Raw genomic sequence first — 23,731 nt, forward strand, 5'->3', positions numbered from 1 at the left:
TCCGTAGCCAGTTCAGCAGCAGCACTGCCCGAAGGCAATGCGGCACTCACCCGTGCAGCTGTCGTCGATGCGCTGGTCGGCTATTTGGAACGCGGGGCGGCGCAGGGCGTGGAACTGCGCCATCTGGCCCGCCATGTGCTGGGGCTCTACCATGGCCAGCCGGCGGCGCGAATCTGGCGGCGCCAGCTCAGTGACCCGCAGGCGCTGGCCCGCAACGATCCGCAGTGGCTGCGCACCGTGTGTGCCCAGGTCGAGGCCGAAGCGGCCCGGCAGGCAGAACGGCTGGCCGGGCGCGAAGGCTGATCAGCGTGCCCTGCGTTTCCTGCGCTTTGCCCCGTCCGGGTCCACCATCTGCCGGTAGGTGCGCACATAGAGCATCAGCGTTACATAGGAGCCCGCCGACAGCAGCGCCTCCAGCCAGCCCAGGGTGGCCGACAGGCCGTTCGGGTCGCTCATGCCACGCACGATGCCCTCGCACAGGTACAGCAGGATCAGCATGGTCCAGAGCTGGTAGGGCTTGACCCAGCCGCGGATCAGCGCGGGCAGCACGAACACCAGCGGCAGCACCTTGAACACCAGCAGCGAGCCGCCCGGCTTCAGCGGCGCCAGCCACAGTTCCCACAGGCTGCCCAGCACGATCAGGCCGGCCACCTGGGCCACCGACAGCAGCCGCCAGCGCTGGCAGGCTGCCTGCAGCGCGGCACGGGACGGGGCAGGGATGGGAGATGGTTCGGTGGACATGGCGGCGTGTTTCGTGAAGAGGAGCCGGAATGCGGGCTTCGAGCGAGCCGGAAAGTGCTGGAGTGGCCGGGATTATCCCCGAAAAGACGCATCCTGCGCTGCATCGATGCCACGCCCGCCCTGCCGGCAGTACCAGTGGCGGGCCGCGCATTGATAGAATGCCCTGATGCGAATACTGATCAGTAATGACGACGGCTATTTTGCGCCCGGCATCGAGGCGCTGGCCGGCGCACTGGCCGATCTGGCCGACATCATCGTCTTTGCCCCGGAGCGCGACCGTTCCGGTGCCTCCAACTCGCTGACGCTGAGCCGTCCGCTCACGGTCCGGCAGGCAGCCAATGGTTTCCATTTCGTCGACGGCACACCCTCCGACTGCGTGCACGTGGCGGTGACCAGTCTGCTCGAGCATCGTCCCGATCTGGTGCTCTCCGGCATCAACGACGGTGCCAACATGGGTGACGACACCATCTATTCCGGCACGGTGGCGGCTGCCACCGAAGGGTACCTGCTGGGCATTCCCGCCATTGCGTTCTCGCTGGTCAAAAAGGGCTACCCGCATCTGGACACGGCGGTGCGCGTGGCCCGCGAGCTGGTGCAGCGCCAGCTGGCCAGCCCCTGGCAGGAACCGGTGCTGCTCAACGTCAACATCCCGGCCGTGCCTTATACGGAACTGCAGGGCTTCGAGGTCACGCGCCTGGGGCGCCGTCACCACAGCGAACCCGTGATTCCGGCGCAGAATCCGCGCGGCGAGACGGTGTACTGGATCGGCAAGGCCGGCCCCGAGCAGGACAACGGCCCGGGCACCGATTTTCATGCCACGGCCCACGGCAAGGTCTCGATCAGCCCGCTGCAGATCGACCTGACCGCACGCGCCCAGCTGGACAAGACGCGGCAATGGCTGGCCTGATCCAGCGTTCCGACAGCGACGGTCTGGTCTCCGAGCGTGCGCGGCTGCGCATGGTCGAGCAGCTGCACGCGCAGGGCATCGATTCAGATCTCGTGCTGGGCGCCATGAAGAAGGTGCCGCGCCACCTGTTCGTCGAGCAGGGGCTGGCCAGCCGCGCCTACGAGGACGTGGCCCTGCCCATCGGTCATGGCCAGACCATCTCCCGGCCGTCCACGGTCGCCCGCATGTTGTGGCTGCTGGCAGAATCCGTGCGTCCGCAGGAGGTGCGCCGGCTGCGGGCACTGGAAATCGGTACCGGCTGCGGCTATCAGGCCACCGTGATGGCCCGCCTGTTTGCCGATGTGGTGTCGGTGGAGCGGGTACACTGGCTGCACGAGCTGGCCAAGGTCAACGTGCGTCCCTTCCGGCTGCCCAACCTGCGGCTGATCTTCGGAGACGGTACGGCAGGCGTCACCGCCGGTGCGCCCTACGACGTGGTGATCAGTGCGGCCGCCAGCGAGTCGATCTCGAAGGACTGGCTGCGGCAGATGGCCGTGGGCGGGCGCCTGGTGGCACCGGTCAAGGCTCCCGACAGTGATGTCCAGACGCTCCATGTCGTCGACCGTGTCAGCCAGGAAGACTGGTCGCTGACGGTGCTGGATCCGGTACGATTCGTGCCGCTGCGTGCCGGGGTGGCACGTTAGGGTGTTCATGAACGCATTCGTTCCTGCGCTGGCCCATGGTCTGTGTGCTGAAAAGGCAGCGCGCAGGCCAGACTGGTTGCCCTGGCACGCAGGGCAACGCTGGCAGCGCAGGGATCTGGAGCCAGCCCGGAGGGAAACGCCCTTTCGTCGCGCATGGCTGGCGTGCGTTGTAGCCCGTCTGTCTCCGCAAAGTGCGCGTTGGGCGTACGAAACGGGAACTTAGGGCAGGGGGTCGGCGTTTCGGGTATCTTTCGGTGTCCCCAAACGCCGGTGGTTAAGACGGAGGAATGATCTTGAAACTCGATGCGCTCAACAGACAGACGCGCCCGCTGCTGGTGGCCTCGCTGGCCGTGCTGATGGCCGGCTGTGCCGCCACCCGCCCGGCACCGGTGGTGCACCGCACCCCCATGCCGGAAAAGAGCCGGACGACCACGGTCCAGACGCTGCCCGGTGACGTGTCGAAGCATCCCGGCGGTCCCGGTCCGCTGGGCCAGAGCGGCTATGGTCAGCCCTCCGCCGACGGCCAGGCGGGCCGCGGACAGGGCGAGGCGGTCGATACCGCCCAGGTCACCCCGATCTACCAGGGCGCCATCAACACACCCGGACGCTGGGGCCTGCCCGACGATGTCGGCGTGAAGGTGGGGCCGCAGGGCATCAAGCGCGCCTACGGCACACCACGTCCGCCGCTGCCCCGCGCCGAACAGGTGGCCCGGGCCGTACAGACCGGTGCCGTGGGCATGGGCGCGGCCGGTCAGGCCGGTGGCGGCAACCCTGCCGCAGGTGCTGGCCGTGCCGCCCAGGGTGCACCGGGTGCCCCGCAGGCGGGTCAGGCCGGCGCCCGTGACCAGGGTGGACGTGCAGGTGCGGCGGCTGGTGCAGCCGGTGCCGCGGCGTCCGCTGCCGTGGCCAGTCCGGTGACGGCTCCCGGCGAGATCGGCAAGGGCAAAAGCGCCCCTGCCGGTACGCAGGCTGCGGCCGACAGGGCCGGGGCCGCTGCTGAATCCCAGCCGGCAGCGGGCAAGACTCCTGCCGTGCCCAGCGCTACGCGCAACTTCGATGGCGTGCGCTTCAGCTGGCCCCTCGCCGGTAGCGTGCTGCAGGGCTTCGATGGCGTGAACAACAAGGGGCTGCTGCTCTCTGGCAAGACCGGTGAGGCGGTGCAGGCCGCGGCCGACGGCAAGGTCATTTTCAGCGGAGAAGGGCCGCGCGGTTACGGCAACCTCATCATCATCAAACACAGCAACGAGATGCTGTCGGTCTATGCCCACAACCGCAGCCTGGCCGTGAAGGAAGGCCAGCAGGTCACCCGTGGACAGAAGATCGGCGAACTCGGCACGGCCGGTGGCAACCAGAGCGCGCTGCACTTCGAGGTTCGCCAGGCCGGCAAGCCGGTGGACCCTGCCGGCGTGCTGCCCAAACGCTGATCCAGGCCAGCGTGGGGATGAACAGGTCCAGGACACGCGCCGGCGTGCAGGCTTCTTCCACCAGCGCCCCGGGCAGGCAGCATCGCCGGGGCAAATCCTCTTCACACGCCGGCAGTGGCAACTCACGCGACGGCAGGGGTAGCTCGCGCGCTGGTAGCGGCCATTCGCGTCGCCCGTCGCGGCCGGGTGCCGCCCCGGCGCCCTGGTCTGCGCCTGTATCAGGGCCCGTCCCTGTAACTGCTCACAACAGGCCTGCGCCCAACGGTGGGGCGGTCCCCATGGACGCTCCCGTTCCTGCACCTCTCACTACGACCATGGTTGACCTGGCCTGTGCGGAACCACCCCGGCTACTGAATGTCCGGATCGAATCGGTGGATCTGGACGGGCAGGGCATTGCCCATGCCGGCGGCAAGGTGGTGTTCGTGCAGGGCGGACTGCCCGGCGAGCAGATCGAGGCGCGCGTGCTGCGCAGCAAGCCCCGCTTCGACGTGGCCGACATCCAGCGCATTGCACAGCCCAATCCCAACCGCATCGATCCCCGATGTCCGAGCTATGGCATCTGCGGTGGCTGCAACCTGCAGCATGCCGATCTGCGTGCCCAGGTGGCCTACAAGCAGCGCGTGCTCGAAGACACGCTCTGGCACCTGGGGCGCGTACGGCCCGCCCAGATGCTGCCGCCGATGGAAGGCCCCACCTGGGGCTACCGCTTCCGCGCCCGCCTGGCCGTGCGGGACGTGCCCTCGAAGGGCGGGGTGCTGATCGGGTTTCACGAGAAAAAATCCAGCTACGTCACCGACCTGCAGGAATGTGCCATCCTGCCGCAGAAGGTGTCGGACATGCTGCCGGCCCTGCATGCCCTGGTGGGCGCGCTGTCCATCCGCAACCGCATGCCGCAGATCGAGGTGGCGGTTGGTGACTGTGCGCAGCCCCCCCACCATCCGCTGGCGCTGGTGTTCCGGACCCTGCTGCCGCTGACTGCGGACGATCACCGGCGGCTGCTCGCCTTCGGACGCGAGCACGGCGCCGAGATCTGGCAGCAGCCGGGGGGCCCGGATTCGGCCCGGCTGCTGTGTGATGCACAGGGCAACCCGGAGGGCGTGTCGGCGCTGGCCTACGAGCTGCCGGAATTCGGCATTCGCATTCCCTTCGGTCCAACCGATTTCACCCAGGTCAATGCCGGCATCAACCGGCAGCTGCTGTCACGCGCGGTGCAGATGCTGGACGTGCAGCCCGATCACCGGGTGGTGGACCTGTTCTGCGGGCTGGGCAATTTCACGCTGCCGCTGGCCACCCGGGCGCGGCAGGTGCTGGGCGTGGAGGGCGTCAACGCCCTGGTCGAGCGGGGGCGCCGGAATGCACAGGCCAACCGGCAGGTGCTCAGGGCCGCGCCGGGCAAGGGGGGCGTGCAGTTTCGCATGGCCAACCTTTTCGAATTCACGACAAATGACTGGCACGCGTTCGGTGGCGTGGACCGGCTGCTGATCGACCCGCCCCGCGACGGGGCGCTGGCGGTGGCACGGGTGCTGGCGGCGCTGCCGGTGGCGGCACGGCCGGCGCGAATGGTGTATGTGTCGTGCAATCCGGCGACGCTGGCGCGGGATCTGGGGCTGATGGTGCACGAGGGGCACTGGACGGTCGAAAAGGCGGGGGTGGCCAACATGTTCCCACATACGGGGCATGTGGAGTCGATTGCGCTGCTGACGCGCTGACGCAGACCCCCGGACTGCAGTTTCTGGAGGATGCTTGCGGTGGGGGAAGCCCCGGACTGCGGGTTGCTTCTTCGTGCCGCGCTGGCGCGCTGGGAGAGGCCTCGCGCTGTGGTTATGGCTGCTGCTGCGCGGCGCGACTGTGCGAAGTTGCGAAAGAAGCAATCCGTCGCCCGGGGCTTGCGACTTGCCGGGGAGGTGTGTCCGTAACGGACAGACAACAAAAATCACAGGCACGCGGTGCTCTGCATCTTGAACGCGACATAGTTCACTGGCGACGATGAGACTTTGCTCAGAGGAGTCCCATGCCGACGTGGCTGCCAGCGCAGCAAATGATCCGGATCGGAGGCTGTTGCGATATCGGTGGGAGCGAGGTGAGCACCATTTGTCCCGTACGACATGAGCTGAAATAAAATGGCATCAGACGACATTGACTGTTGCACGACAAATCCTGTGATATTTGAAGAAACATCACGTATCAAAAACCATAATTTTTATGGGTCTTCGCGGATCAGTGTGGGTGCAATCGGGCGTTTTCGGGTAGCGGGGGCAGGAAACTGGCAATGACCTTGAGCCTCAGATAGTCCTCATCCCGGTATCCGTAAGCACTGCGCTGAATGACCCGGATCTTGTTGTTCAGCCCCTCCACCATCCCCAGGCTGACCTTGTTCTCGGGTCGGCAGTAGGCGGCAATGCCATCCCAGTGCCGCTCTATCATTTCGGCAAACTTTCGGTACGGTTCAAGACGCTGCCATCGCAGGCTCTGTTTCCAGCGCTCGAAGAACGCCCTGGCACCGCGCTCGGTTCTGTAGCTCCACAGCTGCCCAAACGACTCCTTCAGCAGGTAGGCCGTGTTCAGCCGCCGATTGGCTGCCAGCAGCTTCTTGAGTGCCTGCCGTCCCTCCAATGTCAGGTTCTCCCGTGCCGACAGCAGCGTATAGCGCTGCCCCTTGATCCACGACCTGTCCTTGCCTTGCAGACGCTTGTACTCGTCGCGCCTGACCTGATCGAGCGCCTTCGAGAGATGCCGCATGATGTGGAACTTGTCGAACACGATCGCTGCGTTAGGAGCCTTGTCGCGCACCGCGTTGCGAAACGGGCGCCACATGTCGATCACCACAAGCTCGATGCCATCGCTTGCCTTGCTCCCCAGCTGGGCGAAGAACTGCTCCACATCGGCTTGCGTGCGTCCGTTGCCGCCCATCCATATCGGTCTGCCCTGGTCCAGATCACTGACCACCACGCGATAGTCATGCCCCTTTCTGACCGCTATCTCATCGATGCCTATCGCTCTGGGCCTGAGCCGACCGGCACGACGAACCTGTTCCTGCATGTACAGCTTCGACAGATCCTTCACCGTGCTGTCGTGAAGCCGCTCCAGCTCTGCCACGGCCTTGTTGCTCATGCTCGTGCACAACCTGCCGACATGCAGCGCAAAGCGCTCGGTATAGCGTGGATTCTGCGCCAGCCAGTCAAGCCGTTCTACATGCACGCCACCGCACCCCGAACACCGTACCCGCCAACGTTCGAACTCCAGGTACACCACCCAGCCTGCCACCCGAAGATCCCGCACACGGCACCTCCGCTGGTCGTAACGCCCCCGGCAGCGCTGCCCGCAATTTGAGCAAATGGCCGTTTTTTTCGGCGTCTCAGCTGCACGACTCTCGCCTTGGGGTCCCCGAAGATTCCCTTCAACCTCGCCGATGCCACGAAGCCGGGAACGGACAAAAGTTCCCTCAGACTGCGACCTGTTTTCATGCACAGCACCTCGATCCAGTATCGATGCACGATACGACATCATCATCTGTGCTGTAAAGTCCTTGATTTCAGGCGTCAAACGCCGATTCCACCCTCCAGGTCATCCACACTGATCCGCGAAGACCCATTTTTATTGGGGAGAGCTGGTCCAGTTCTGGAAAATCACGATGTTAGGATGCGGCTACGCAAACGGGAAACGAAACCGGTATTCGCGGCGGAGTCGTATGGTTTGCTCGCGATCAAACTCCACCTGTGCCTGCCCGGGTGATGCAGCGAAATACCCCCTCCCTTGCGTGCAAATTCAATCCGCAATTTTCAAGGAGATAAACCAATGCGTGATCTGAACATGAATGAAATCGACGCCGTTTCCGGGGCCGACCGGGGAGATGCCACGGCCATTGGGGCAGCTGGCTTCGGGGTGGCTGGAGCGGTAGAAGGCGCGAAGATCGGCGGAAGCATGGGTACCTTCGGTGGGCCCATTGGCGCTGTGGTCGGCGGTCTGGGTGGCGCAGTAGTGGGTGGCGCCATTGGTTACGCAGCCTATGAACTCGGCAAGTAGTAATCAGGAAAGAATTCTGTACTGGATCATGAGCATGGCTCATGATCCAGAAAGGAATCAACCGGGAAGTCGCCTGCGCTGATTCAAACCTGAAATCAGCTTCCGTCTGACCGAACAACCGAATGTCTCAGGAAATTCATGCAGCCCAGCACTCACGAATCAACTGAAAACAGTTCCGCAACACATATACGCGTCCCAAGTCGCATAAGGATTTTTCTCTACACGTACTACATCGTTCTGATGGGCGTGGGCAGCAGTATGGGCGGAATTGGCTATCTCAGCCCGGGAGGCATCACGCTGGCGGCTGGTTATATTCTGGCCGGTACTACCTTGTTTATTCTGGACAGGAGGCGTATCGTTTCCTTTCCGTTGTACCTCACGATCATGATTTCCGCTGGGCCAGCCTTCATCTCGACATTGCTGTACTACATCATTGATCGCCCCTGACTGGCAGGATATTGGCATGGTCGGGCAGGCATTCATCGGGCTTAGGTGAATGTCTGCCCTGAAAGGCATTGGCACAGGGCAGGCTGGTGTCCATCTGTGCACATGACTCATGCCCGGATTTCCGGGTGCAATTTCAATCCGCAACTTTCCAGGAGGTAAATATGCGTGATCTGAACATGAATGAAATAGACATGATTTCCGGTGGTGACCGGAGTGGCGCGACGGCCGTTGGAGCAGCCGGTTTCGGTGTGGCCGGAGCAGTAGAGGGGGCAAAGATCGGCGGCTCGATGGGTACTTTCGGTGGTCCAATCGGTGCAGTCGTTGGTGGTTTGGGCGGCGCAGTGGTGGGCGGAGCCATTGGCTACGCAGCCTACGAGCTGGGCAAGTAGTAAATCGGGAGAAGCATGGACCGGATCATGAGCGCAGCTCATGATCCGGAATGGCGTCCATCCGGAAACCATATACTTAAGGAGATATGCGAGCCCCAACATTTCCTCTCCATTCAGAAAGAGGTTTGCAATGCAAATATATATTCCCGATCACATACTGATTATCCTTGTTGCATACTACATGTGCCTGTTCGCCATGGGCACCAGCATGGGCAGACTTGGTTGTTTCAGCCCAGGAGGCATCACGGTGGCAACCGGTTTCATCCTCGCTAGCGTTGCCATGTTTATTCTGGACAGAAATCATGTCGTCTCCTTTCCTCTCTACCTCACCATCATCATTTCTGTAGGGCAGGTTTTTATCGTCACCTCGCTGTATTACTTCATCAATCGCCCCTGAGTGCGCAGGTTCTGCGGAAATCCCATTCCAATAGCCCTGCCATTGCCGGAAGAGGATGTCTTCTGCCTCCCCAATCCCGCGCCAAAAAGCGTTCACACACATCTTGTGCAGTCGTGTTTCACTGCCTGTGGCTTCCAGTTTCCGGAGGGGGTAACCCCGGATTTAGGGTTGTTTCCTCGCGCCACGCTGGCGTGCCCGGGGGCCGCAACACACAGGCAACAAAAAACCGGCCGGATCAGAGGATCAAAGCCGGTTTCTTGCGAGGGGGTCGAGCCGCCCAAGGGGCGGCCTGACTGACGGGGTGGGGTGATCAGTCGTTGCCGCCGCCGATGCCGAACAGTGCCAACAGGTTGCTGAACACGTTGTACAGGCTGATGTAGACCGACAGCGTGGCCATCACGTAGTTGGTCTCGCCGCCGGTGACGACCCGGTTCAGATCGAACAGGATGAAGAGCGAGAACACCACGGTGCTCAGGGCCGAGATGGCCAGCATCATGCCCGGGATCTGCAGGAAGATGTTGGCGAACGCCGCCAGCAGGATGACGATCATGCCGACGAACAGCCAGCTGCCCATGCCGGAGAAGTCACGCTTCGAGACGGTGGCGATGGTAGCCATGACACCGAAGATGGCGGCCGTGCTGCCGAAGGCCATCATGACGATGGAGGTGCCGTTGGCCATGCCCAGTACGTAACCCAGCAGCCGCGAGAGCATCAGCCCCATGAAGAAGGTGAAGCCCAGCAGCAGTAGAATACCGGCGCTGCTGTTTTTGTAGCGGTTGATGGCAAACATGAAGCCCCAGGCGATGGCCAGGAAGGCGATGAAGCCGATGGCCGGACTGCCGGCAAAGAGGGAGAAGCGGGTGGCAATGCCGACCCAGGCGCCGATGACGGTGGGAATCATCGACAGGGCCAGCAGGCCATAGGTGTTGCGCAGCACGCGGTTGCGGGTTTCGGTGCTGACCGCAGCATCCTGATAGTGGGGGGAGAGTTGGTCGATCGCCATGGAATGGTCTCCGGAAGGGGAAAGGGGGCCAAAGTCAGACAATGGGCCAGTGGAACATGTCATGAACGCATGGGTCTGTACAGAAACCCATGGGGTCATGACATGCTGCGACCATTATAGACGTGCAACCTGCTGTTTCGGTTGACAGTTTTCCGCTTTTCGGCGGCCTGTCGGCTACTCTGGTCGGCCGGGGAATCATTCCTTACACATGGTGGCGAGAGAGCAGTGCCACAAGGGGTCAGCCGGCAGGTGGGGGGCAGTCAGTTCTAGCGACATTGCCGCAGCATCAGCCCCCGTCGAAGTCGCCATGGGCGAATCCTGGAAGCGGCATGGGGAGCGGGAGGCTCCTGCGGCGATTTCGCGGTAGCCGTGGAACCTTTTTTGCCCACAGGGCAAAAAAGTTCACAGGCGCCTGTTTTTGCCGGCCACGACGAAGGTCGTGGACGTCAAAAACGGGCTGAGCGCATGAGCCGCAGGAGTCTCCCGCTCCCCGCGTCGCCCTGCCCGCAAGTCGCCCGTAAGCCGCCTCCTGCCTGTCGGCAACACGGGTCGCAAAGCCAGGGGTCACCCTTCCGTTCCCGATTGACCGTCCGTGACGGTGTAAGCGCCGTTCATTCCGGCTATAATGCAAGATTGACCCAGCAAAGGGCGTGTGTCCTTTGTCCCAAATCAAGCCGCCCGCCGCCCTCTGGCGCACCGGGCCACAACGGAGCTACCCATGGCTGTCGAAAGAACCCTGTCCATCATCAAACCCGATGCCGTGGCCAAGAATGTCATCGGCCAGATCCTCGCCCGCTTCGAATCCGCCGGCCTGAAAGTCGTCGCTGCCCGCATGATGCAGCTCTCCAAGGCCGAAGCCGAAGCCTTCTACGCCGTCCACAAGGAGCGCCCCTTCTTCAAGGACCTGGTCGCCTTCATGATCTCCGGCCCCGTCATGGTGCAGGTGCTGGAAGGTGAAAACGCCATCCTGCGCAACCGCGAGCTGATGGGCGCCACCGATCCCAAGAAAGCCGAAAAAGGCTCCATCCGCGCCGACTTCGCCGACAGCATCGACGCCAACGCCGTGCACGGCTCCGACGCTCCCGAAACGGCGGCCAACGAGATCGCCTTCTTCTTCCCATCGATGCAGATCTGCTCGCGCTGAGCATCGTGTTTCGCGTGTGCCGGGCGGCGTTTGCTGCCCGGCCTGACGGCGCCGCCTTGTGTGCAGCCGTTTCGGAATGATGTCAGGAGTCATCGACATGGAAGCCGTACCGGTCCAGAACGGACCCCGTTCCACCATTCCCGAAGCGCCGCCGCAGGCTGGCGCCGTTTCTGCGTCTGCTGCGCGCGCCCACGCATCCGGCAGTGCCGGTGCGTGTGCATCCGCTCCGGCAGCCGGTGGCGTCGGCGCGCGCGCATCCGGCCAGATATCCCGTGCGGCCAGTGGCGCTGCACCCGGTGCAGCGCCCGGGGTCACGCCCCCCCGGACCGTCCGGGGGCCGGCCATCGTCTCGGCCCAGGTGGCCGCCGGCGAGGCCACCGACCGGACGGACGAAGCTTCGCGCGCCGCCATTGCGGCCATCGTGGCACTTTCGCCGGGTGAACAGGCCCTGGCCCGTGCCGGGCTGGCCGAAGACCCTGCAGGCGCCGGTGGTGCCGGTGCCCCTCATGGGATGGCCGGTGGGTCTGCCGGCGCGGCTGCATTGGAAGGTGCTGCGCAACCAGAGGGCGCAGCAGAAACAGCCGGCCCCGCCAGCACAGCGGGTGCTGCCAGTGCACCAGCCACCTCACGCATGCCGGGGGCCACGGCCGTGGCCCGCAAGGCCGCCGGCCCCGTCAACCTGCTGGGGCTGGACCGCAAGGGTTTTCTGGAATTCTGTGCTGGCCTGGGTGAAAAACCCTTCCGCGCCCAGCAGCTGATGCGCTGGGTGCACCAGCGCGGCGTCTCCGACTGGTCGGCCATGACGGATCTGGCGCGGGTCTTTCGCGAGCGCCTGCAGGATCAGGCCCTCATCCGGGCCCCCGGCGTGCTGAAGGATCACACCGCCCGCGATTCCACCCGCAAGTGGCTGTTCGACGTGGGTGGCGGCAACGCGGTCGAGGCCGTGTTCATTCCCGAGGCGCGGCGTGGCACGCTGTGCGTGTCGTCGCAGGCCGGCTGTGCGGTCAACTGCAGCTTCTGCTCCACCGGCAAACAGGGCTTTTCGCGCAATCTCAACACCGCCGAAATCCTGGGGCAGATCTGGCTGGCCAACCAGCTGCTGCGCCAGCCCGGCGCCCAGCCGCGCTGGAACGGGTCCGACGACATGGCACGCATGGACGAAGACCTCGACGACGGTGGCGCCGAACGCCCCATCAGCAACATCGTCTTCATGGGCATGGGCGAGCCCCTGCTCAACTATGGTGCGCTGCTGCCGGCGCTGCGGGCGTTGCTGGACGACCACGCCTACGGCCTGTCGCGCCGCCGTGTGACGGTCTCCACCTCCGGCGTGGTGCCGCTCATCGACCGCCTGTCGGACGACTGTCCGGTGGCACTGGCGGTTTCGCTGCATGCCAGCAACGATACGCTGCGTGACCAGCTCGTTCCGCTCAACCGCAAGTATCCGCTGAAGGAACTGCTGGCCGCCTGCCAGCGCTACCTGAAGGTGGCGCCGCGCGATTTCATCACCTTCGAGTACGTGATGCTCAACGGCATCAATGACACGGTGAAGCACGCGCACGAACTGGTGTCGCTGGTGGCCGATGTACCCTGCAAGTTCAACCTGATTCCGTTCAACCCGTTTCCCAACTCGGGGCTGAACCGCTCGTCCGACCGCACCATCCGGCAGTTTTCGGAAGTGCTGCTGCGGGCCGGCATCGTCACCACCGTGCGGCGCACGCGCGGCGACGAGATCGATGCCGCCTGTGGCCAGCTGGCCGGCGAGGTGGTGGACCGCACCCGGCTGCGCGAGCGCACGGTGCGCATCCACCGTCCCGAGAAGGTGCTGGCCACCCAGGGGGCCGGCGCCTGAGTTCCCGGCGGGCAGGTGGCCTCCTGTGAGTGCTGGCCTGTTTTCCGGGGCGCTGTCCTGCCGGGGGCTGGCCTGTCTGCCCCGTTGGGGCACGCGGATGCCGGTGTGGGGCACGACGCTGCCTTGCGAGCAGGTGGCCGTAAACCGGTGCGCGTCACGGGGCCGGCGTGCCTGCGTTCAGGGGAAGGGCACCAGAACTGCCTGCAGCGGCCCGTAAAAGGGTCGGTCTCCCGACAAGTGGTGGGACGGGTGCAGGCAGACGGTATCCTGTGGCGTGCGCGCCATGGCGTCACGGCCACGGGCAGGGCATCATCACGGATGGATCGACGTTTTTCACGGATGGAACAATGAAGCTGCAAGCAAAACTGATTCTGGCATTGGCGCTCGGCCTGGGCATGGCTGGTTGCGTCACCACCGAAACGGTCAACAACAAGGGCGGCGGTTCGCCCGCCGGTGGCTCCTCGGGTGACAGCGTGTCGTCGGTCAGCAGCCAGGTCTCGCCGGCCGAAGAGAAACGCCGTCGTGCACGCATCCGTCTGGAGCTGGCGGTCAGCCATTACCAGTCGGCCAACATGCCGCTGGCCCTGCAGGAAATCGACCAGGCCATCAAGATCGATCCCGACTACGCTGCCGCCTGGGGCATGCGCGCACTGGTCTACGCCGCCATGAACGATGGCGAGCGGGCCGATGCCAACTTCCGCCAGGGCCTGAAGCTCACGCCGAAGGATCCGGAACTGAACAACAACTACGGCTGGTACCTGTGCCAGACCGGACGCCAGCGCGAGGCCATCCGCTACTTCGACGTGGCCGCTGCCGACCACACCTACGCCACGCCGGCCAAGCCGCTGCACAATGCCGGCATCTGCCTGATGCAGGTGGGTGACGACAGTGGTGCCGAGGGCTACCTGCTCAAGGCCTTCAAGCTGGATCCGTCCAATGCGGTGGCCATGTTCAATCTGGCCGAGCTGTACCTGAAGCGTGGTACCTACGACCGGGCGAAGTTCTATTCCGACCGCCTGCTGTCCACCTACCAGCCCACGGCCGAAACCCTGTACCAGGGCATTCGAGTGGCGCAGCTGGGCAACAACACCAGCTACGCCGACCAGCTCGAAGTCCAGCTGCGCAACCGCTTCCCGCAGTCGCCGGAAGTGGCAAAACTCGACCAGCATGGCCAGGGCCAGTCCGACGGCAGTGACCAGCAGCACGGTGAAGGCCAGTCGTATGGCGGCGATCATCAGCACGGTGGCCAGCATGGAGCAGGGCAGTGGGATGGCCAAAGCCAGCATGGACAGGGACGGTGAGATGGCGAAAGCCAGCATGGGGAAGGACAGTGACATGGCACCCGCCACGCTGAACGAAACCGGCCTGTCCGGCACGCCGTCCACGCCCGGACCATTCATTGCTGGTCTGGGGGCGCTGCAGCCTGCAGCCGGCAGTGACCACACGCGTGCCATCACCCCGGCTGACCTGCAGTCGGCTCGCGAGGCCCGCCGCTGGACCCGGCTGGATGTGGCCCGCCAGACCAAGTTCCAAGTGAGGCAGGTCACGGCGCTCGAGGAAGGGCGCTTCGACGAGCTGCCCGGCCGTGCCTTCGTGCGGGCCGCGCTGCGCAACTACGGCCAGCTGCTGGGGCTGGATGTGGCGCCGCTGCTGGCCACCGTGGGGGGGTATGCCGAACCGGCGCCGCTGACCGTGCGGCTGCGTTATTCGCAGGCCGCGCTGCAGGCCGACATGGGCGCCGAGTACGTGCCGCCCGGCCGCAGTCATGCCGGGCGCTGGTTCTTCGGACTGGCCGGCCTGGCCGTCGTGATCGGTGCTGGCGTGTGGTTTGGTGCCGATTCTGCCCGCTGGCAGCCGCAAAACTGGGTCGACCAGTTTCTTGCGTCCGGCAAGTCGGTAGAATCTACCCCGGCCGTTCGCCGTTCCTCGGGCAAGGTAACCGAATCCGTCACCTGGAGCTGGGCGCCGGCCGATCAGACGCCTGCTGCAGGTACGGCAGGCTCCGAGTGACGCAAGAGAGAAGCACCCCCGCAGGAAGATGACCGCACAGGCAGGCGACTCACGGCCGATGGCCGACAGCAACGACTCCATTCCCATGCCGGTGGGCGCCAGCCCCCGTCGCCGCACCCGCCAGGTGCGCGTGCGCTGGGATGACAACGAGGTCGTGATCGGCAGCGATGGCCCGGTGGTCGTCCAGTCGATGACCAACACCGACACGGCCGAGGCCATCGCCACGGCCATCCAGACGCGGGCGCTGGCCAAGGCCGGCTCCGAACTGGTGCGCATCACCGTCAATACCCCCGCTGCCGCCGGTGAGGTGGGCGCCATTCGCGAGCAGCTCGACCGCATGGGCTGCAAGGTGCCGCTGGTGGGCGACTTCCACTACAACGGCCACAAGCTGTTGCACGACTTCCCCGAGTGTGCGGCCGCCCTGTCCAAGTACCGGATCAACCCCGGCAACGTCGGTTCCAGTTCGAGGCGCGATGACAACTACCGCGCCATGATCGAGGCCGCCTGCCAGTACGACAAGCCGGTGCGCATCGGCGTGAACTGGGGCTCGCTGGACCAGGCCGTGCTGGCCCGGCTGATGGATGCCAACTCGAAACGCGCCAACCCGTGGGATGCCCAGGCCGTGATGCGCGAGGCACTGGTTACGTCCGCCATCGAGAGTGCGCAGGAGGCTGAACGCATCGGCCTGCCGGGCGACCGCATCGTGCTGTCGGCCAAGGTGTCGAACGTGCAGGACGTGGTGGCGGTGTATACCGAACTGGCCAGCCGCTGCGACTATCCGCTGCATGTGGGCCTGACCGAGGCCGGCATGGGCAGCAAGGGCATCGTGGCCTCGTCGGCCGCGCTGTCGCTGCTGCTGCAGAAGGGCATTGGCGACACCATCCGCATTTCGCTCACGCCCGAGCCGGGCGGTGACCGCAGCAAGGAAGTGATCGTCGCGCAGGAGATTCTGCAGTCGCTGGGCCTGCGTTCGTTTGCGCCGATGGTGGTGGCCTGCCCGGGCTGTGGCCGGACCAGCAGCACCTTCTTCCAGGAGCTGGCCGACCGCATCCAGCGCTATCTGCGCGAGCAGATGCCGGTGTGGAGTTCGCAGTATCCGGGGGTCGAGAACATGCATGTGGCCGTGATGGGCTGCATCGTGAACGGCCCGGGGGAATCCAAGCACGCCGACATCGGTATTTCGCTGCCCGGTGCCGACGAGTCGCCAGTGGCGCCGGTGTTCATCGACGGCGAGCGCACGGTGACGCTGAAGGGCGATCACATTGCCGAGGAGTTCCAGGCCATCGTCGAGAACTACGTGGTGAAACGGTACGGGAAGGCGCAGGAGGCGGTGGCTGTTTGAGGCTTGCCGTCTCATGGAAGATGGCTTCGAGTGGGGCGCCCCGACAACCGGGCTTCGCCCGCCTGTCAGAAAGTCGTTCACGCGTACCGCGAAATCGCCGCGTGAGCCACCCGCTCCCCGGGGCGCTTTTCAGGTTCATACAGCGCGGCTTCGGGTAATATTCTTGATCATGATCCATTACTGCAATGACAGACCAATCACGGCCGAACAGCTTGCCGGCGTCTTCGACCGCTCGGGCATCCGTCGTCCCACGCATGATCTGCGGCGCCTGCAGACCATGCTCGACCATGCGGACATCCTGTGGACGGCGTGGGAGGGCGAAGAGCTGGTGGGCGTGGCCCGTTCGATTACCGATTTCGCCTATTGCTGCTATCTGTCCGATCTGGCCGTGGACCAGCGCTGCCAGAAGCAGGGCATAGGCAGGGCGCTGATCCAGCGCACGAAGGAACAGCTTGGCGACGAGGTCTCCCTGATCCTGCTCTCGGCCCCCGGCGCCATGGCCTACTACCCGAAGATCGGCATGGCCCACGCCGACAATGCGTTCATCATCAAGCGGAAAGGGTAGGGAGCCCCCTGGATCGTCTCATGAACTCATTCTTTCCAGCAGCACCTTCTGGGTGTGCAGGATTTCCAGCCACCCTCTTTGGGACGTGCAGGACAAGGTAGCAAAGCTTCAGACCCCCCTTGTGCCTTCGGAGCACCATCAACATACACCTGCGTGCCCAGGGGAGCTTCCTTTCGGCGCATGCATGGATGGAACGACCCAGCGGACCCCGCCCAGTTCAGGCACGCTTCAGAACAGTTCCCTTCTCGTCGAAGCTGCAACGGTTCAACTTGTGAAGCGGCACGGGGAGCGGGGGGCTCCTGCGGCGATTTCGCGGTACGCGTGAACGACTTTCTGACAGTCGGGCGAAGCCCGATTGTCAGAAAGTGTCTGGAGTGTGCCATGGACTTGTTCGTCCCCGCGAAACCCCCTTTGGGTGTGCAGGACAAGGCGGCAGGGCCGCAGAATCCTCAATGGCTTCAAGGCACTGCCAACGCAGTCATGCGCGCCCAAAGGGGGTTTCCCTCCGGGCTGGCTCCGAATCCGTGCGCTGCCTGCGTTGCCCTGCTTGGCAAGGCGGCCAGCCTTGCCGGCGCAGTGCGCCTTGTCAGCACACGGATTCAGAGCCAGCGCGGGGACGAACAAGTCCATGACACACTCCTGGCGCTGAAGGTTTGTTGACCACGACGCAAGTCGTGGGCAACAAAGCTTCAGTGAGCGTATGAGCCGCAGGAGTCCCCCGCTCCCCGTGCCGCCCCACCCGAAGCCGTCTTTCATTCCGGTACAGCGCCCCACCCGAACCCGTCTTCCCACAGCACACCAGCCCCACCCCCATTCTCCGATAGAATGTCAGGCCTCCCCCCGTCCGCACCCCCAGCCGGACACCGAACAGGAACCTCACAGGAACATCCATGGCAGTCCAGAAACTGGCCGGCGTCAAGGGCATGAACGACCTTCTGCCGCAGACATCGCCGCGCTGGCAGCGCTTCGAGGAAATCGTCGCCTCCTGGGCGCGCAGCTACGGCTACAGCCAGATCCGCACGCCCATCGTCGAGCCCACCCAGCTCTTCGCCCGGGGCCTCGGCACCGTCACCGACATCGTCGAGAAGGAAATGTACTCCTTCCGCGATGCCCTCAACGGTGAGGACCTCACCCTCCGCCCCGAGGGCACCGCCGGCGTCGTGCGCGCCGTCATCGAGCACAACCTGCTCTACGATGGCCCCAAACGCCTCTGGTATCTTGGCCCCATGTTCCGCCACGAGCGCCCGCAGCGCGGCCGCTACCGCCAGTTCCACCAGGTGGGCGTCGAGGCGCTGGGCCTTGCCGGTCCCGAAGTCGATGCCGAAGTCATCGCCATGGGCCAGCGCCTCTGGGATGACCTGGGCCTCGAAGGCCTGCAGCTGCAGATCAACTCCATCGGCGATGCCCCCGAGCGTGCCCGCCACCGCCAGGACCTGATCGCCCACTTCGAAAGACATGCCGACCTGCTGGATGAGGACGGCCGGCGCCGCCTGCACGCCAACCCGCTGCGCATCCTCGACAGCAAGACACCGGCCATGCAGGAGATCATCGAACAGGCGCCGAAGCTGATCGACTATCTGGAGGCGCCATCGCGCGAGCACTTCGAGCAGCTGCGCGGCTATCTGGCGGATCTGGGCATTCCCGCCACACTCAACCCGCGGCTCGTGCGCGGCATGGACTACTACAACCGTACCGTGTTCGAATGGGTGACAGACCGGCTGGGCGCCCAGGCCACGGTCTGTGGTGGTGGCCGCTACGACAGCCTCATCGAGATGCTCGGCGGCAAGCCGGCGCCGGCCTGTGGCTTTGCCATCGGCGTCGAACGCCTGCTCGATCTGGTCGAACAGGCCGACGGGCTGTCCGATGCCCAGTCGCTGGATGTCTATCTCATCAGCAGTGGCGAGGGCACCATGTCGGCGGCACTGCGTGCGGCCGAGGCACTGCGTGCCCGTGGCATCGAGGTGCTGATGCATGCGGGCGGTGGCAGCTTCAAGTCGCAGTTCAAGCGGGCCGGCGCCAGTGCGGCACAGCTGGCGCTGATCATCGGCGAAGACGAACTTCGGGCCGGCGAAGCCACGCTCAAGTGGCTGCGCGAGGGTGAGACGGGGCAGGGCGGCCGTCAGGAACGCATCCGCCTCGACGACGTGGCCGATGCCGTCACCCGCGCGCTGCTGGGTCAGACGGACTGACTTCCGTGCGTACGATGGACGCCCCATCGCAGGGCAGTTTCGCAGACGTGCTGCGACACCCCGGCTCCCTTGTGCTCGCCGGGAATCGCCCGCCCGTGGAGCATCGTGCGCAGCCGGCGTGGTTGCCTGTTTGCAAATCAGGCCGGCAGCATCGCGCAGATTCGTCCACAATACGCAGATCGTGTCCGTGACCGGCTGCCTGCGGGTGCATCACCCGATGCCCGCAGCCGTGCCGCCGGACAGCAGACTCACCGACACAGGGAATCACAGGGAATACTCATGGCATACAACCTTCAGGATCAGGAACAGATCGACGAACTGAAGGCGTTCTGGAAAACGTATGGCAACAGCCTGATGTGGCTGGCCGTCATCGCGCTGGCCTGCTTTGCCGGCTGGCGTGCCTGGAACTGGTACCAGGACAGTCACGCACAGGATGCCGCAGCCGAATATGCCGGACTGGTCAGTTCGGCCGAGGCCGGCAAGGTCGAACAGGTGCGTGAGCGCTACCAGGCCATCCAGAAGGGCTTTTCGGGTACCGCCTATGCGGGCATGGCCGGCCTGCGCGCCGCCGAAGCCTATGCGAAGGCCGGTGATGCCGCTGCCGCCACGGCGGCCCTGCAGGACGTGATGAAGAGCACGGGCGAGCCGGGCTTCCGGGCCATCGCCGCCGTGCGGCTGGCTGGTTTGCAGCTGGACCAGAAGCAGTACGATGACGCCCTCAAAACCCTGGATGCCGGCAATACCGGCCCGGTCGAGGGCGAGATGGCCGGCAATGTGGCCGACCGTCGTGGCGACATCCTGATGGCCCAGGGCAAGACGGCCGAGGCCCGCGCGGCCTGGGAAGCGGCCCTGAAGGCACTGCCGCGCCAGGCTTCGCTGCGGCAGTTCGTGCAGTTCAAGCTCGATTCGGTGGCTCACTGATGGCCGGCGCCCGCACCCCGCTCCGTTCCGCCGGTGCCCTGCATGCCACCGGCACCCTGACACCTGCCGGTTTCACGGCCCATGACGATCATGCTGGCTCCCAGGCATCGCACCCGGTGCAGCCGGCCGGCCTGTCGCGCCGTCGCCTGCTGGGTGGCCTCGTTCTGGGGGCCACGCTGCTGCCGCTGTCGGCCTGCTCGCTGTTCGGCGACGACAAGGCCGAACCGCCTCCGTATCCGGTGCCCAAGCCCGAGGGCGACGCCGCCCGCATCCGCCTGCGCTGGAAGAACACCAGTGGCAGCGAGGCGAAGACCGGCTTCCAGCCCGTGGTCAGTGGCGATTCCCTCTGGGTGGTCGATGCGAAGGGCACCGTGCGCCGCCTGTCGCGTCGGGACGGGCGCGAGGCCGGTTCCTTCCGCGTCCGCTCCGAAGCCATTGCCGGCCTGGCGGCCGACGATGAACTGGTCGTGCTGGTCAACCGCGACGGTACGGTGCTGGGCCTGTCCCCCGACGGCCAGGAGCGCTGGCAGGTGCGGCTGGACAGCGAAGTGGTCACGGCACCCATCCTGGCCGATTCTGCCGTGCTGGTCCGTACCATCGAGGGCAAGGTGCTGGCACTGGAACGCGGTGGGGGCTCGCAGCGCTGGAACTGGCAGGCGCCCACCGCGCTGCTCAACCTCTGGCAGAGTTCGCCCATGGTGGTCGATGGCGACACGGTCTACGTCGGCCTGCCCAATGCGCGGCTGGTGGCGCTGGACCTGCGCTTCGGCGTGCCGCGCTGGGATACGGCCATTGCCTCGTCGCTGGGTGCCACCGAGCTGGAACGCCTGATCGACATCGTCGGTGCGCCGGTGATGATGGGCTCCGATCTCTGCGCGGTGGCCTATCAGGGCCGGGTGGCCTGCGTGCGCACGCTCGATGGCGAGCTGTCGTGGAGCCGTGCGCTCAGCTCGGCCTCCGGCATGGCGGGCGATCACGAGGATCTGGTGATCGTCGATGCCGGGGAGGTCATCCAGCTGCTGCGTCCGGGCGGTGGCACGGTTTGGCGGCAGGACGGCTACGTGCGCCGTGGCCTGTCGGCGCCGGTGATCGCCCCGAACAAGCGGCTGCTGTTCGGCGACCGCTTCGGCAATCTGTCGGTGCTGTCGATGGACGACGGCAGCACACTGGCGCGCATCGAGATCGACGATACCGCCTTTGCCACGCCGCCGCTGGTGGTGGACGATACGGCCTACGTGCAGACACTCGATGGCACCGTGGCGGCGGTGGCACTGCGCTGAACCCGCCCCTGCCGCGCCGGTCAGCCGCATAACGCAGCCAGCGGGCAGTTCCCGGAAACGGGACACGCCGGCCGGCTGTTCCAGATGGACTTCCCGCAGCCCCCGCTGCGCCCAACATGACTACTCCCGTACCGGTTATCGCGCTCGTGGGGCGGCCGAACGTCGGCAAATCCACCCTGTTCAACCGTCTGACGCGTTCGCGTGATGCGCTGGTGGCCAACATCCCCGGCCTGACCCGTGACCGTCACTATGGCTCGGCCACCATCGACGACCAGCGTGTCGTGCTGATCGATACCGGCGGCTTCGAGCCGGTCGCCGCCACCGGCGTGGCCGAGCAGATGGCCCGCCAGACCCGGCAGGCCGTCATCGAGGCCGATGTGGTGGTTTTCGTGGTCGACGGGCGCCAGGGGCTGCTCGCCCGCGACGAGGAAATCGCCCGGGAGCTGCGCCGCACCGCCCGCAAGGTGATTCTGGCCGTCAACAAGTCCGAGGGCATTGCCCGGGCCGTGGCCGCTGCCGAGTTCCATGCGCTGGGGCTGGGCGATCCGATGCCGATTTCCGCCACCCATGGCGATGGGGTGCGTGCGCTGATGGATGCCTGTCTGGAAGACTGGCTGGCCGAGGAGGCAGCACGCCGTGAACAGGCCGAAGAACTGGCCCGGCTGGATGCCGAGGCCCGTGCCGTGGCGGCAGCGGAAGCCGTGCGCCTGCAGGTCGAAGCCGGGCAGGGCAGCCATACCGCAGAGGCTTTCCCGGCGGGCGCCGGCGCTGATGCCCATGCGGCCGCAGGCACCGGGCGCGACGGACAGGATGCTGGCACCGGTGGCACCGCGGCCGCCATGGCCGGGGACGCCGGGGCACGCGCGGCCGAAGGAACGGCAGCGCCGGCCGGGGCTGTGACACCGGACGGGGCAGAGGGCACGGGGGGCGCGGGCACGTCTGCACCGCCGAAGCCCGTTCGTGTGGCCATCGTCGGCCGCCCCAATGGGGGCAAGTCCACGCTGATCAATGCGCTGCTGGGCGAGGAGCGCGTGATCGCCTTCAACCAGCCAGGCACCACGCGCGACTCGATCAGCATCGATTTCCGCTGGCGCAACCGTGATTACCAGCTGATCGATACGGCCGGCCTGCGCCGGCGTGGCAAGGTGCACGACACCGTCGAGAAGTTTTCGGTGGTCAAGACGCTGCAGGCCATCGAGGACTGCAACGTGGCCGTACTGATGATCGACGCGGTCGATGGTGTTTCCGAACAGGACAGTGCCATTGCCGGTTACATCCTCGAAGCGGGCAGGGCGCTGGTCATCGCGCTGAACAAGTGGGATGCCGTGCCGGCCGACGCGCGCCGCGAGGTGCTGGCCGAATGCAGACGGCGCCTCTATTTCCTCGACTGGGCACCGATGCTGACCATTTCGGCGCTGAAAAACCGCGCGCTGGACAAGCTGATGAAGGCGGTGGACGACGCCCGTGCCGCCGCCACCCGCAAGCTGTCGACGCCGAAGCTCACCCGCATGCTGCATGCGGCCGTGCTGCACCAGCAGCCGCCGCGCACCGGTCCGTTCCGGCCCAAGCTGCGCTATGCCCACCAGGGCGGGCAGAACCCGCCGGTCATCGTCATCCACGGCAATTCGCTGGACAAGATTGGCGATGGCTACCGGCGCTTTCTCGAAGGGTGGTTTCGCGAGCGCTTGGCCCTGCAGGGCACGCCGCTGCGCATCGAGTTCCGCTCGGCCGCCAACCCGTTTGCCGGGCGCAAGTCGTAGCGGGTTCGGTCGCCAACCCGTTGGCCGGCCGCAAATCATGGCGGACATGGTGAGCGGGTCGGGCCGTTCACCATACAGGACAGGCACTTCATCACCTGTGCCGGACCGTCCGCACTGCATGACGCATCGAAGGTTGCAGGTCGTCAATCCGGGAGGGCGGCCTGTAACCTGCCGCGATAAAGGGTGCTGGTGTTGTAAAGCAGCCCGCAGCGGCATGCGCAAAGGGCGCATATCAGGTAAAGTGCTGGGATCCGGCCTCTGCGGGCACTGGAGAACGTGCCCGCCGCCCGGTCCTGCTGCGGAGCCGCGCACCGTTTTCTCTGCCGGATCTTTCCTTGTTCTTAAAGAAAAACCATGAGCAACAAAGGCCAACAACTACAAGATCCTTTCCTGAACCAGTTGCGCAAGGAGCATGTACCGGTATCCATCTACCTGGTCAACGGCATCAAGCTGCAGGGGCAGATCGAGTCCTTCGACCAGTATGTCGTCCTGCTGCGCAACACGGTCACGCAAATGGTCTACAAGCACGCCATTTCCACGGTGGTGCCCAGCCGCGCCATCGAGTTCCCCGCCGAAGGTGGTTCCCACTGAAGCACCAGTACGTTGCCAATCACCGGGATCCGAACGCCCCCGATCCCAAACGCGCCGCCCTGCTGG

22 protein-coding genes are annotated in these 23,731 nt (G+C 65.3%); 19 read left to right on the plus strand and 3 right to left on the minus strand.

The window, feature by feature from the left end:
- Positions 1-303: 303 nt before the first annotated feature.
- Positions 304-741 (minus strand): DUF2069 domain-containing protein, encoded by a 438-nt coding sequence (locus EHV23_RS05005; protein WP_238990282.1) that lies wholly within the window; start codon positions 739-741, stop codon positions 304-306.
- A 166-nt stretch (positions 742-907) separates the two neighbouring features.
- Here EHV23_RS05005 and surE point away from each other — a divergent pair, with 166 nt between their 5' ends.
- The 4 genes from surE (at position 908) to rlmD (ending at position 5,464) form a co-directional block, all read left to right on the plus strand.
- The gene (surE, locus tag EHV23_RS05010) at positions 908-1,648 is read left to right on the plus strand and encodes a 5'/3'-nucleotidase SurE (RefSeq protein WP_125094973.1); all 741 of its coding nucleotides are present in this window, start codon (positions 908-910) and stop codon (positions 1,646-1,648) included.
- A complete protein-coding gene (locus EHV23_RS05015) occupies positions 1,636-2,331 on the plus strand; it encodes a protein-L-isoaspartate(D-aspartate) O-methyltransferase (protein ID WP_125094974.1) in 696 nt (231 codons plus the stop codon). The genes surE and EHV23_RS05015 overlap by 13 nt, the downstream gene beginning before the upstream one ends.
- Positions 2,332-2,618: 287 nt before the next feature.
- On the plus strand, positions 2,619-3,755 hold the full coding sequence (locus tag EHV23_RS05020; protein ID WP_203228874.1) for a murein hydrolase activator EnvC family protein: 1,137 nt from the start codon (positions 2,619-2,621) through the stop codon (positions 3,753-3,755).
- A 314-nt stretch (positions 3,756-4,069) separates the two neighbouring features.
- Positions 4,070-5,464 (plus strand): 23S rRNA (uracil(1939)-C(5))-methyltransferase RlmD, encoded by a 1,395-nt coding sequence (gene rlmD, locus EHV23_RS05025; protein WP_125094976.1) that lies wholly within the window; start codon positions 4,070-4,072, stop codon positions 5,462-5,464.
- A gap of 508 nt (positions 5,465-5,972) precedes the next feature.
- Here the strand turns inward: rlmD and EHV23_RS05030 are convergent.
- A complete protein-coding gene (locus EHV23_RS05030; protein ID WP_338034504.1) occupies positions 5,973-7,265 on the minus strand; it encodes an ISL3 family transposase in 1,293 nt (430 codons plus the stop codon).
- A gap of 285 nt (positions 7,266-7,550) precedes the next feature.
- Between EHV23_RS05030 and EHV23_RS05035 the strand changes: the two genes are divergently transcribed.
- The 4 genes from EHV23_RS05035 (at position 7,551) to EHV23_RS05050 (ending at position 9,011) form a co-directional block, all read left to right on the plus strand.
- On the plus strand, positions 7,551-7,778 hold the full coding sequence (locus tag EHV23_RS05035; protein WP_125094977.1) for a hypothetical protein: 228 nt from the start codon (positions 7,551-7,553) through the stop codon (positions 7,776-7,778).
- A gap of 138 nt (positions 7,779-7,916) precedes the next feature.
- On the plus strand, positions 7,917-8,225 hold the full coding sequence (locus tag EHV23_RS05040; protein WP_125094978.1) for a hypothetical protein: 309 nt from the start codon (positions 7,917-7,919) through the stop codon (positions 8,223-8,225).
- Between the two features lie 176 nt (positions 8,226-8,401).
- Entirely contained in the window at positions 8,402-8,614 is a 213-nt protein-coding gene (locus EHV23_RS05045; RefSeq protein WP_238990283.1) for a hypothetical protein, read from the plus strand.
- A 181-nt stretch (positions 8,615-8,795) separates the two neighbouring features.
- Positions 8,796-9,011, plus strand: a complete 216-nt coding sequence (locus tag EHV23_RS05050; RefSeq protein ID WP_125094980.1) for a hypothetical protein — start codon at positions 8,796-8,798, stop codon at positions 9,009-9,011.
- A 310-nt stretch (positions 9,012-9,321) separates the two neighbouring features.
- Here the strand turns inward: EHV23_RS05050 and EHV23_RS05055 are convergent, their stop codons facing one another.
- Positions 9,322-10,014, minus strand: coding sequence for a Bax inhibitor-1/YccA family protein (locus EHV23_RS05055; RefSeq protein ID WP_125094981.1), 693 nt, complete (start codon positions 10,012-10,014; stop codon positions 9,322-9,324).
- A 718-nt stretch (positions 10,015-10,732) separates the two neighbouring features.
- On the opposite strand from EHV23_RS05055, the gene ndk reads away from it, so the two are divergent.
- The 11 genes from ndk (at position 10,733) to hfq (ending at position 23,665) form a co-directional block, all read left to right on the plus strand.
- Positions 10,733-11,158 (plus strand): nucleoside-diphosphate kinase, encoded by a 426-nt coding sequence (gene ndk / locus EHV23_RS05060; RefSeq protein WP_125094982.1) that lies wholly within the window; start codon positions 10,733-10,735, stop codon positions 11,156-11,158.
- Between the two features lie 631 nt (positions 11,159-11,789).
- Positions 11,790-13,007 carry a dual-specificity RNA methyltransferase RlmN gene (gene rlmN, locus EHV23_RS05065; protein ID WP_125095531.1) on the plus strand — a complete coding sequence of 406 codons (1,218 nt, stop codon included), beginning with the start codon at positions 11,790-11,792 and terminating at the stop codon, positions 13,005-13,007.
- 347 nt (positions 13,008-13,354) lie between these two features.
- Positions 13,355-14,308 (plus strand): type IV pilus biogenesis/stability protein PilW, encoded by a 954-nt coding sequence (pilW, locus tag EHV23_RS05070; protein WP_125094983.1) that lies wholly within the window; start codon positions 13,355-13,357, stop codon positions 14,306-14,308.
- Entirely contained in the window at positions 14,277-15,017 is a 741-nt protein-coding gene (locus EHV23_RS05075) for a helix-turn-helix domain-containing protein (RefSeq protein ID WP_203228877.1), read from the plus strand. Before pilW ends, EHV23_RS05075 begins: the two co-directional genes overlap by 32 nt.
- 28 nt (positions 15,018-15,045) lie before the next feature.
- On the plus strand, positions 15,046-16,359 hold the full coding sequence (gene ispG / locus EHV23_RS05080) for a flavodoxin-dependent (E)-4-hydroxy-3-methylbut-2-enyl-diphosphate synthase (protein ID WP_420813031.1): 1,314 nt from the start codon (positions 15,046-15,048) through the stop codon (positions 16,357-16,359).
- A 169-nt stretch (positions 16,360-16,528) separates the two neighbouring features.
- The gene (locus EHV23_RS05085; RefSeq protein ID WP_125094985.1) at positions 16,529-16,924 is read left to right on the plus strand and encodes a GNAT family N-acetyltransferase; all 396 of its coding nucleotides are present in this window, start codon (positions 16,529-16,531) and stop codon (positions 16,922-16,924) included.
- An 890-nt stretch (positions 16,925-17,814) separates the two neighbouring features.
- Positions 17,815-19,113, plus strand: coding sequence for a histidine--tRNA ligase (gene hisS, locus EHV23_RS05090; RefSeq protein ID WP_125094986.1), 1,299 nt, complete (start codon positions 17,815-17,817; stop codon positions 19,111-19,113).
- 279 nt (positions 19,114-19,392) lie between these two features.
- Positions 19,393-20,034, plus strand: coding sequence for a YfgM family protein (locus EHV23_RS05095; RefSeq protein ID WP_125094987.1), 642 nt, complete (start codon positions 19,393-19,395; stop codon positions 20,032-20,034).
- Positions 20,034-21,314 carry an outer membrane protein assembly factor BamB gene (gene bamB, locus EHV23_RS05100; protein ID WP_125094988.1) on the plus strand — a complete coding sequence of 427 codons (1,281 nt, stop codon included), beginning with the start codon at positions 20,034-20,036 and terminating at the stop codon, positions 21,312-21,314. Before EHV23_RS05095 ends, bamB begins: the two co-directional genes overlap by 1 nt.
- A gap of 116 nt (positions 21,315-21,430) precedes the next feature.
- Positions 21,431-23,074, plus strand: coding sequence for a ribosome biogenesis GTPase Der (der, locus tag EHV23_RS05105; RefSeq protein ID WP_125094989.1), 1,644 nt, complete (start codon positions 21,431-21,433; stop codon positions 23,072-23,074).
- 354 nt (positions 23,075-23,428) lie between these two features.
- Entirely contained in the window at positions 23,429-23,665 is a 237-nt protein-coding gene (gene hfq, locus EHV23_RS05110; protein ID WP_125095533.1) for an RNA chaperone Hfq, read from the plus strand.
- Positions 23,666-23,731 lie beyond the last annotated feature (66 nt).

Origin of the sequence: Lautropia dentalis (assembly GCF_003892345.1) — a bacterium.
In the GTDB taxonomy this organism is placed as follows: Bacteria; Pseudomonadota; Gammaproteobacteria; order Burkholderiales; family Burkholderiaceae_E; genus Lautropia; species Lautropia dentalis.

Coding starts and splice junctions, on each gene's coding strand:
- EHV23_RS05050 (WP_125094980.1), top strand. CDS start 8,796: ATGTGCCTGTTCGCCATGGGCACCAGCATGGGCAGACTTGGTTGTTTC.
- EHV23_RS05030 (WP_338034504.1), bottom strand. CDS start 7,265: ATGATGATGTCGTATCGTGCATCGATACTGGATCGAGGTGCTGTGCAT.
- rlmN (WP_125095531.1), top strand. CDS start 11,790: ATGCCGGGGGCCACGGCCGTGGCCCGCAAGGCCGCCGGCCCCGTCAAC.
- EHV23_RS05055 (WP_125094981.1), bottom strand. CDS start 10,014: ATGGCGATCGACCAACTCTCCCCCCACTATCAGGATGCTGCGGTCAGC.
- pilW (WP_125094983.1), top strand. CDS start 13,355: ATGAAGCTGCAAGCAAAACTGATTCTGGCATTGGCGCTCGGCCTGGGC.
- EHV23_RS05075 (WP_203228877.1), top strand. CDS start 14,277: ATGGCCAAAGCCAGCATGGACAGGGACGGTGAGATGGCGAAAGCCAGC.
- EHV23_RS05005 (WP_238990282.1), bottom strand. CDS start 741: ATGTCCACCGAACCATCTCCCATCCCTGCCCCGTCCCGTGCCGCGCTG.
- EHV23_RS05035 (WP_125094977.1), top strand. CDS start 7,551: ATGCGTGATCTGAACATGAATGAAATCGACGCCGTTTCCGGGGCCGAC.
- EHV23_RS05040 (WP_125094978.1), top strand. CDS start 7,917: ATGCAGCCCAGCACTCACGAATCAACTGAAAACAGTTCCGCAACACAT.
- der (WP_125094989.1), top strand. CDS start 21,431: ATGACTACTCCCGTACCGGTTATCGCGCTCGTGGGGCGGCCGAACGTC.
- EHV23_RS05095 (WP_125094987.1), top strand. CDS start 19,393: ATGGCATACAACCTTCAGGATCAGGAACAGATCGACGAACTGAAGGCG.
- EHV23_RS05020 (WP_203228874.1), top strand. CDS start 2,619: ATGATCTTGAAACTCGATGCGCTCAACAGACAGACGCGCCCGCTGCTG.
- ispG (WP_420813031.1), top strand. CDS start 15,046: ATGACCGCACAGGCAGGCGACTCACGGCCGATGGCCGACAGCAACGAC.
- surE (WP_125094973.1), top strand. CDS start 908: ATGCGAATACTGATCAGTAATGACGACGGCTATTTTGCGCCCGGCATC.
- EHV23_RS05045 (WP_238990283.1), top strand. CDS start 8,402: ATGAATGAAATAGACATGATTTCCGGTGGTGACCGGAGTGGCGCGACG.
- hisS (WP_125094986.1), top strand. CDS start 17,815: ATGGCAGTCCAGAAACTGGCCGGCGTCAAGGGCATGAACGACCTTCTG.
- rlmD (WP_125094976.1), top strand. CDS start 4,070: ATGGTTGACCTGGCCTGTGCGGAACCACCCCGGCTACTGAATGTCCGG.
- EHV23_RS05085 (WP_125094985.1), top strand. CDS start 16,529: ATGATCCATTACTGCAATGACAGACCAATCACGGCCGAACAGCTTGCC.
- bamB (WP_125094988.1), top strand. CDS start 20,034: ATGGCCGGCGCCCGCACCCCGCTCCGTTCCGCCGGTGCCCTGCATGCC.
- ndk (WP_125094982.1), top strand. CDS start 10,733: ATGGCTGTCGAAAGAACCCTGTCCATCATCAAACCCGATGCCGTGGCC.
- EHV23_RS05015 (WP_125094974.1), top strand. CDS start 1,636: ATGGCTGGCCTGATCCAGCGTTCCGACAGCGACGGTCTGGTCTCCGAG.
- hfq (WP_125095533.1), top strand. CDS start 23,429: ATGAGCAACAAAGGCCAACAACTACAAGATCCTTTCCTGAACCAGTTG.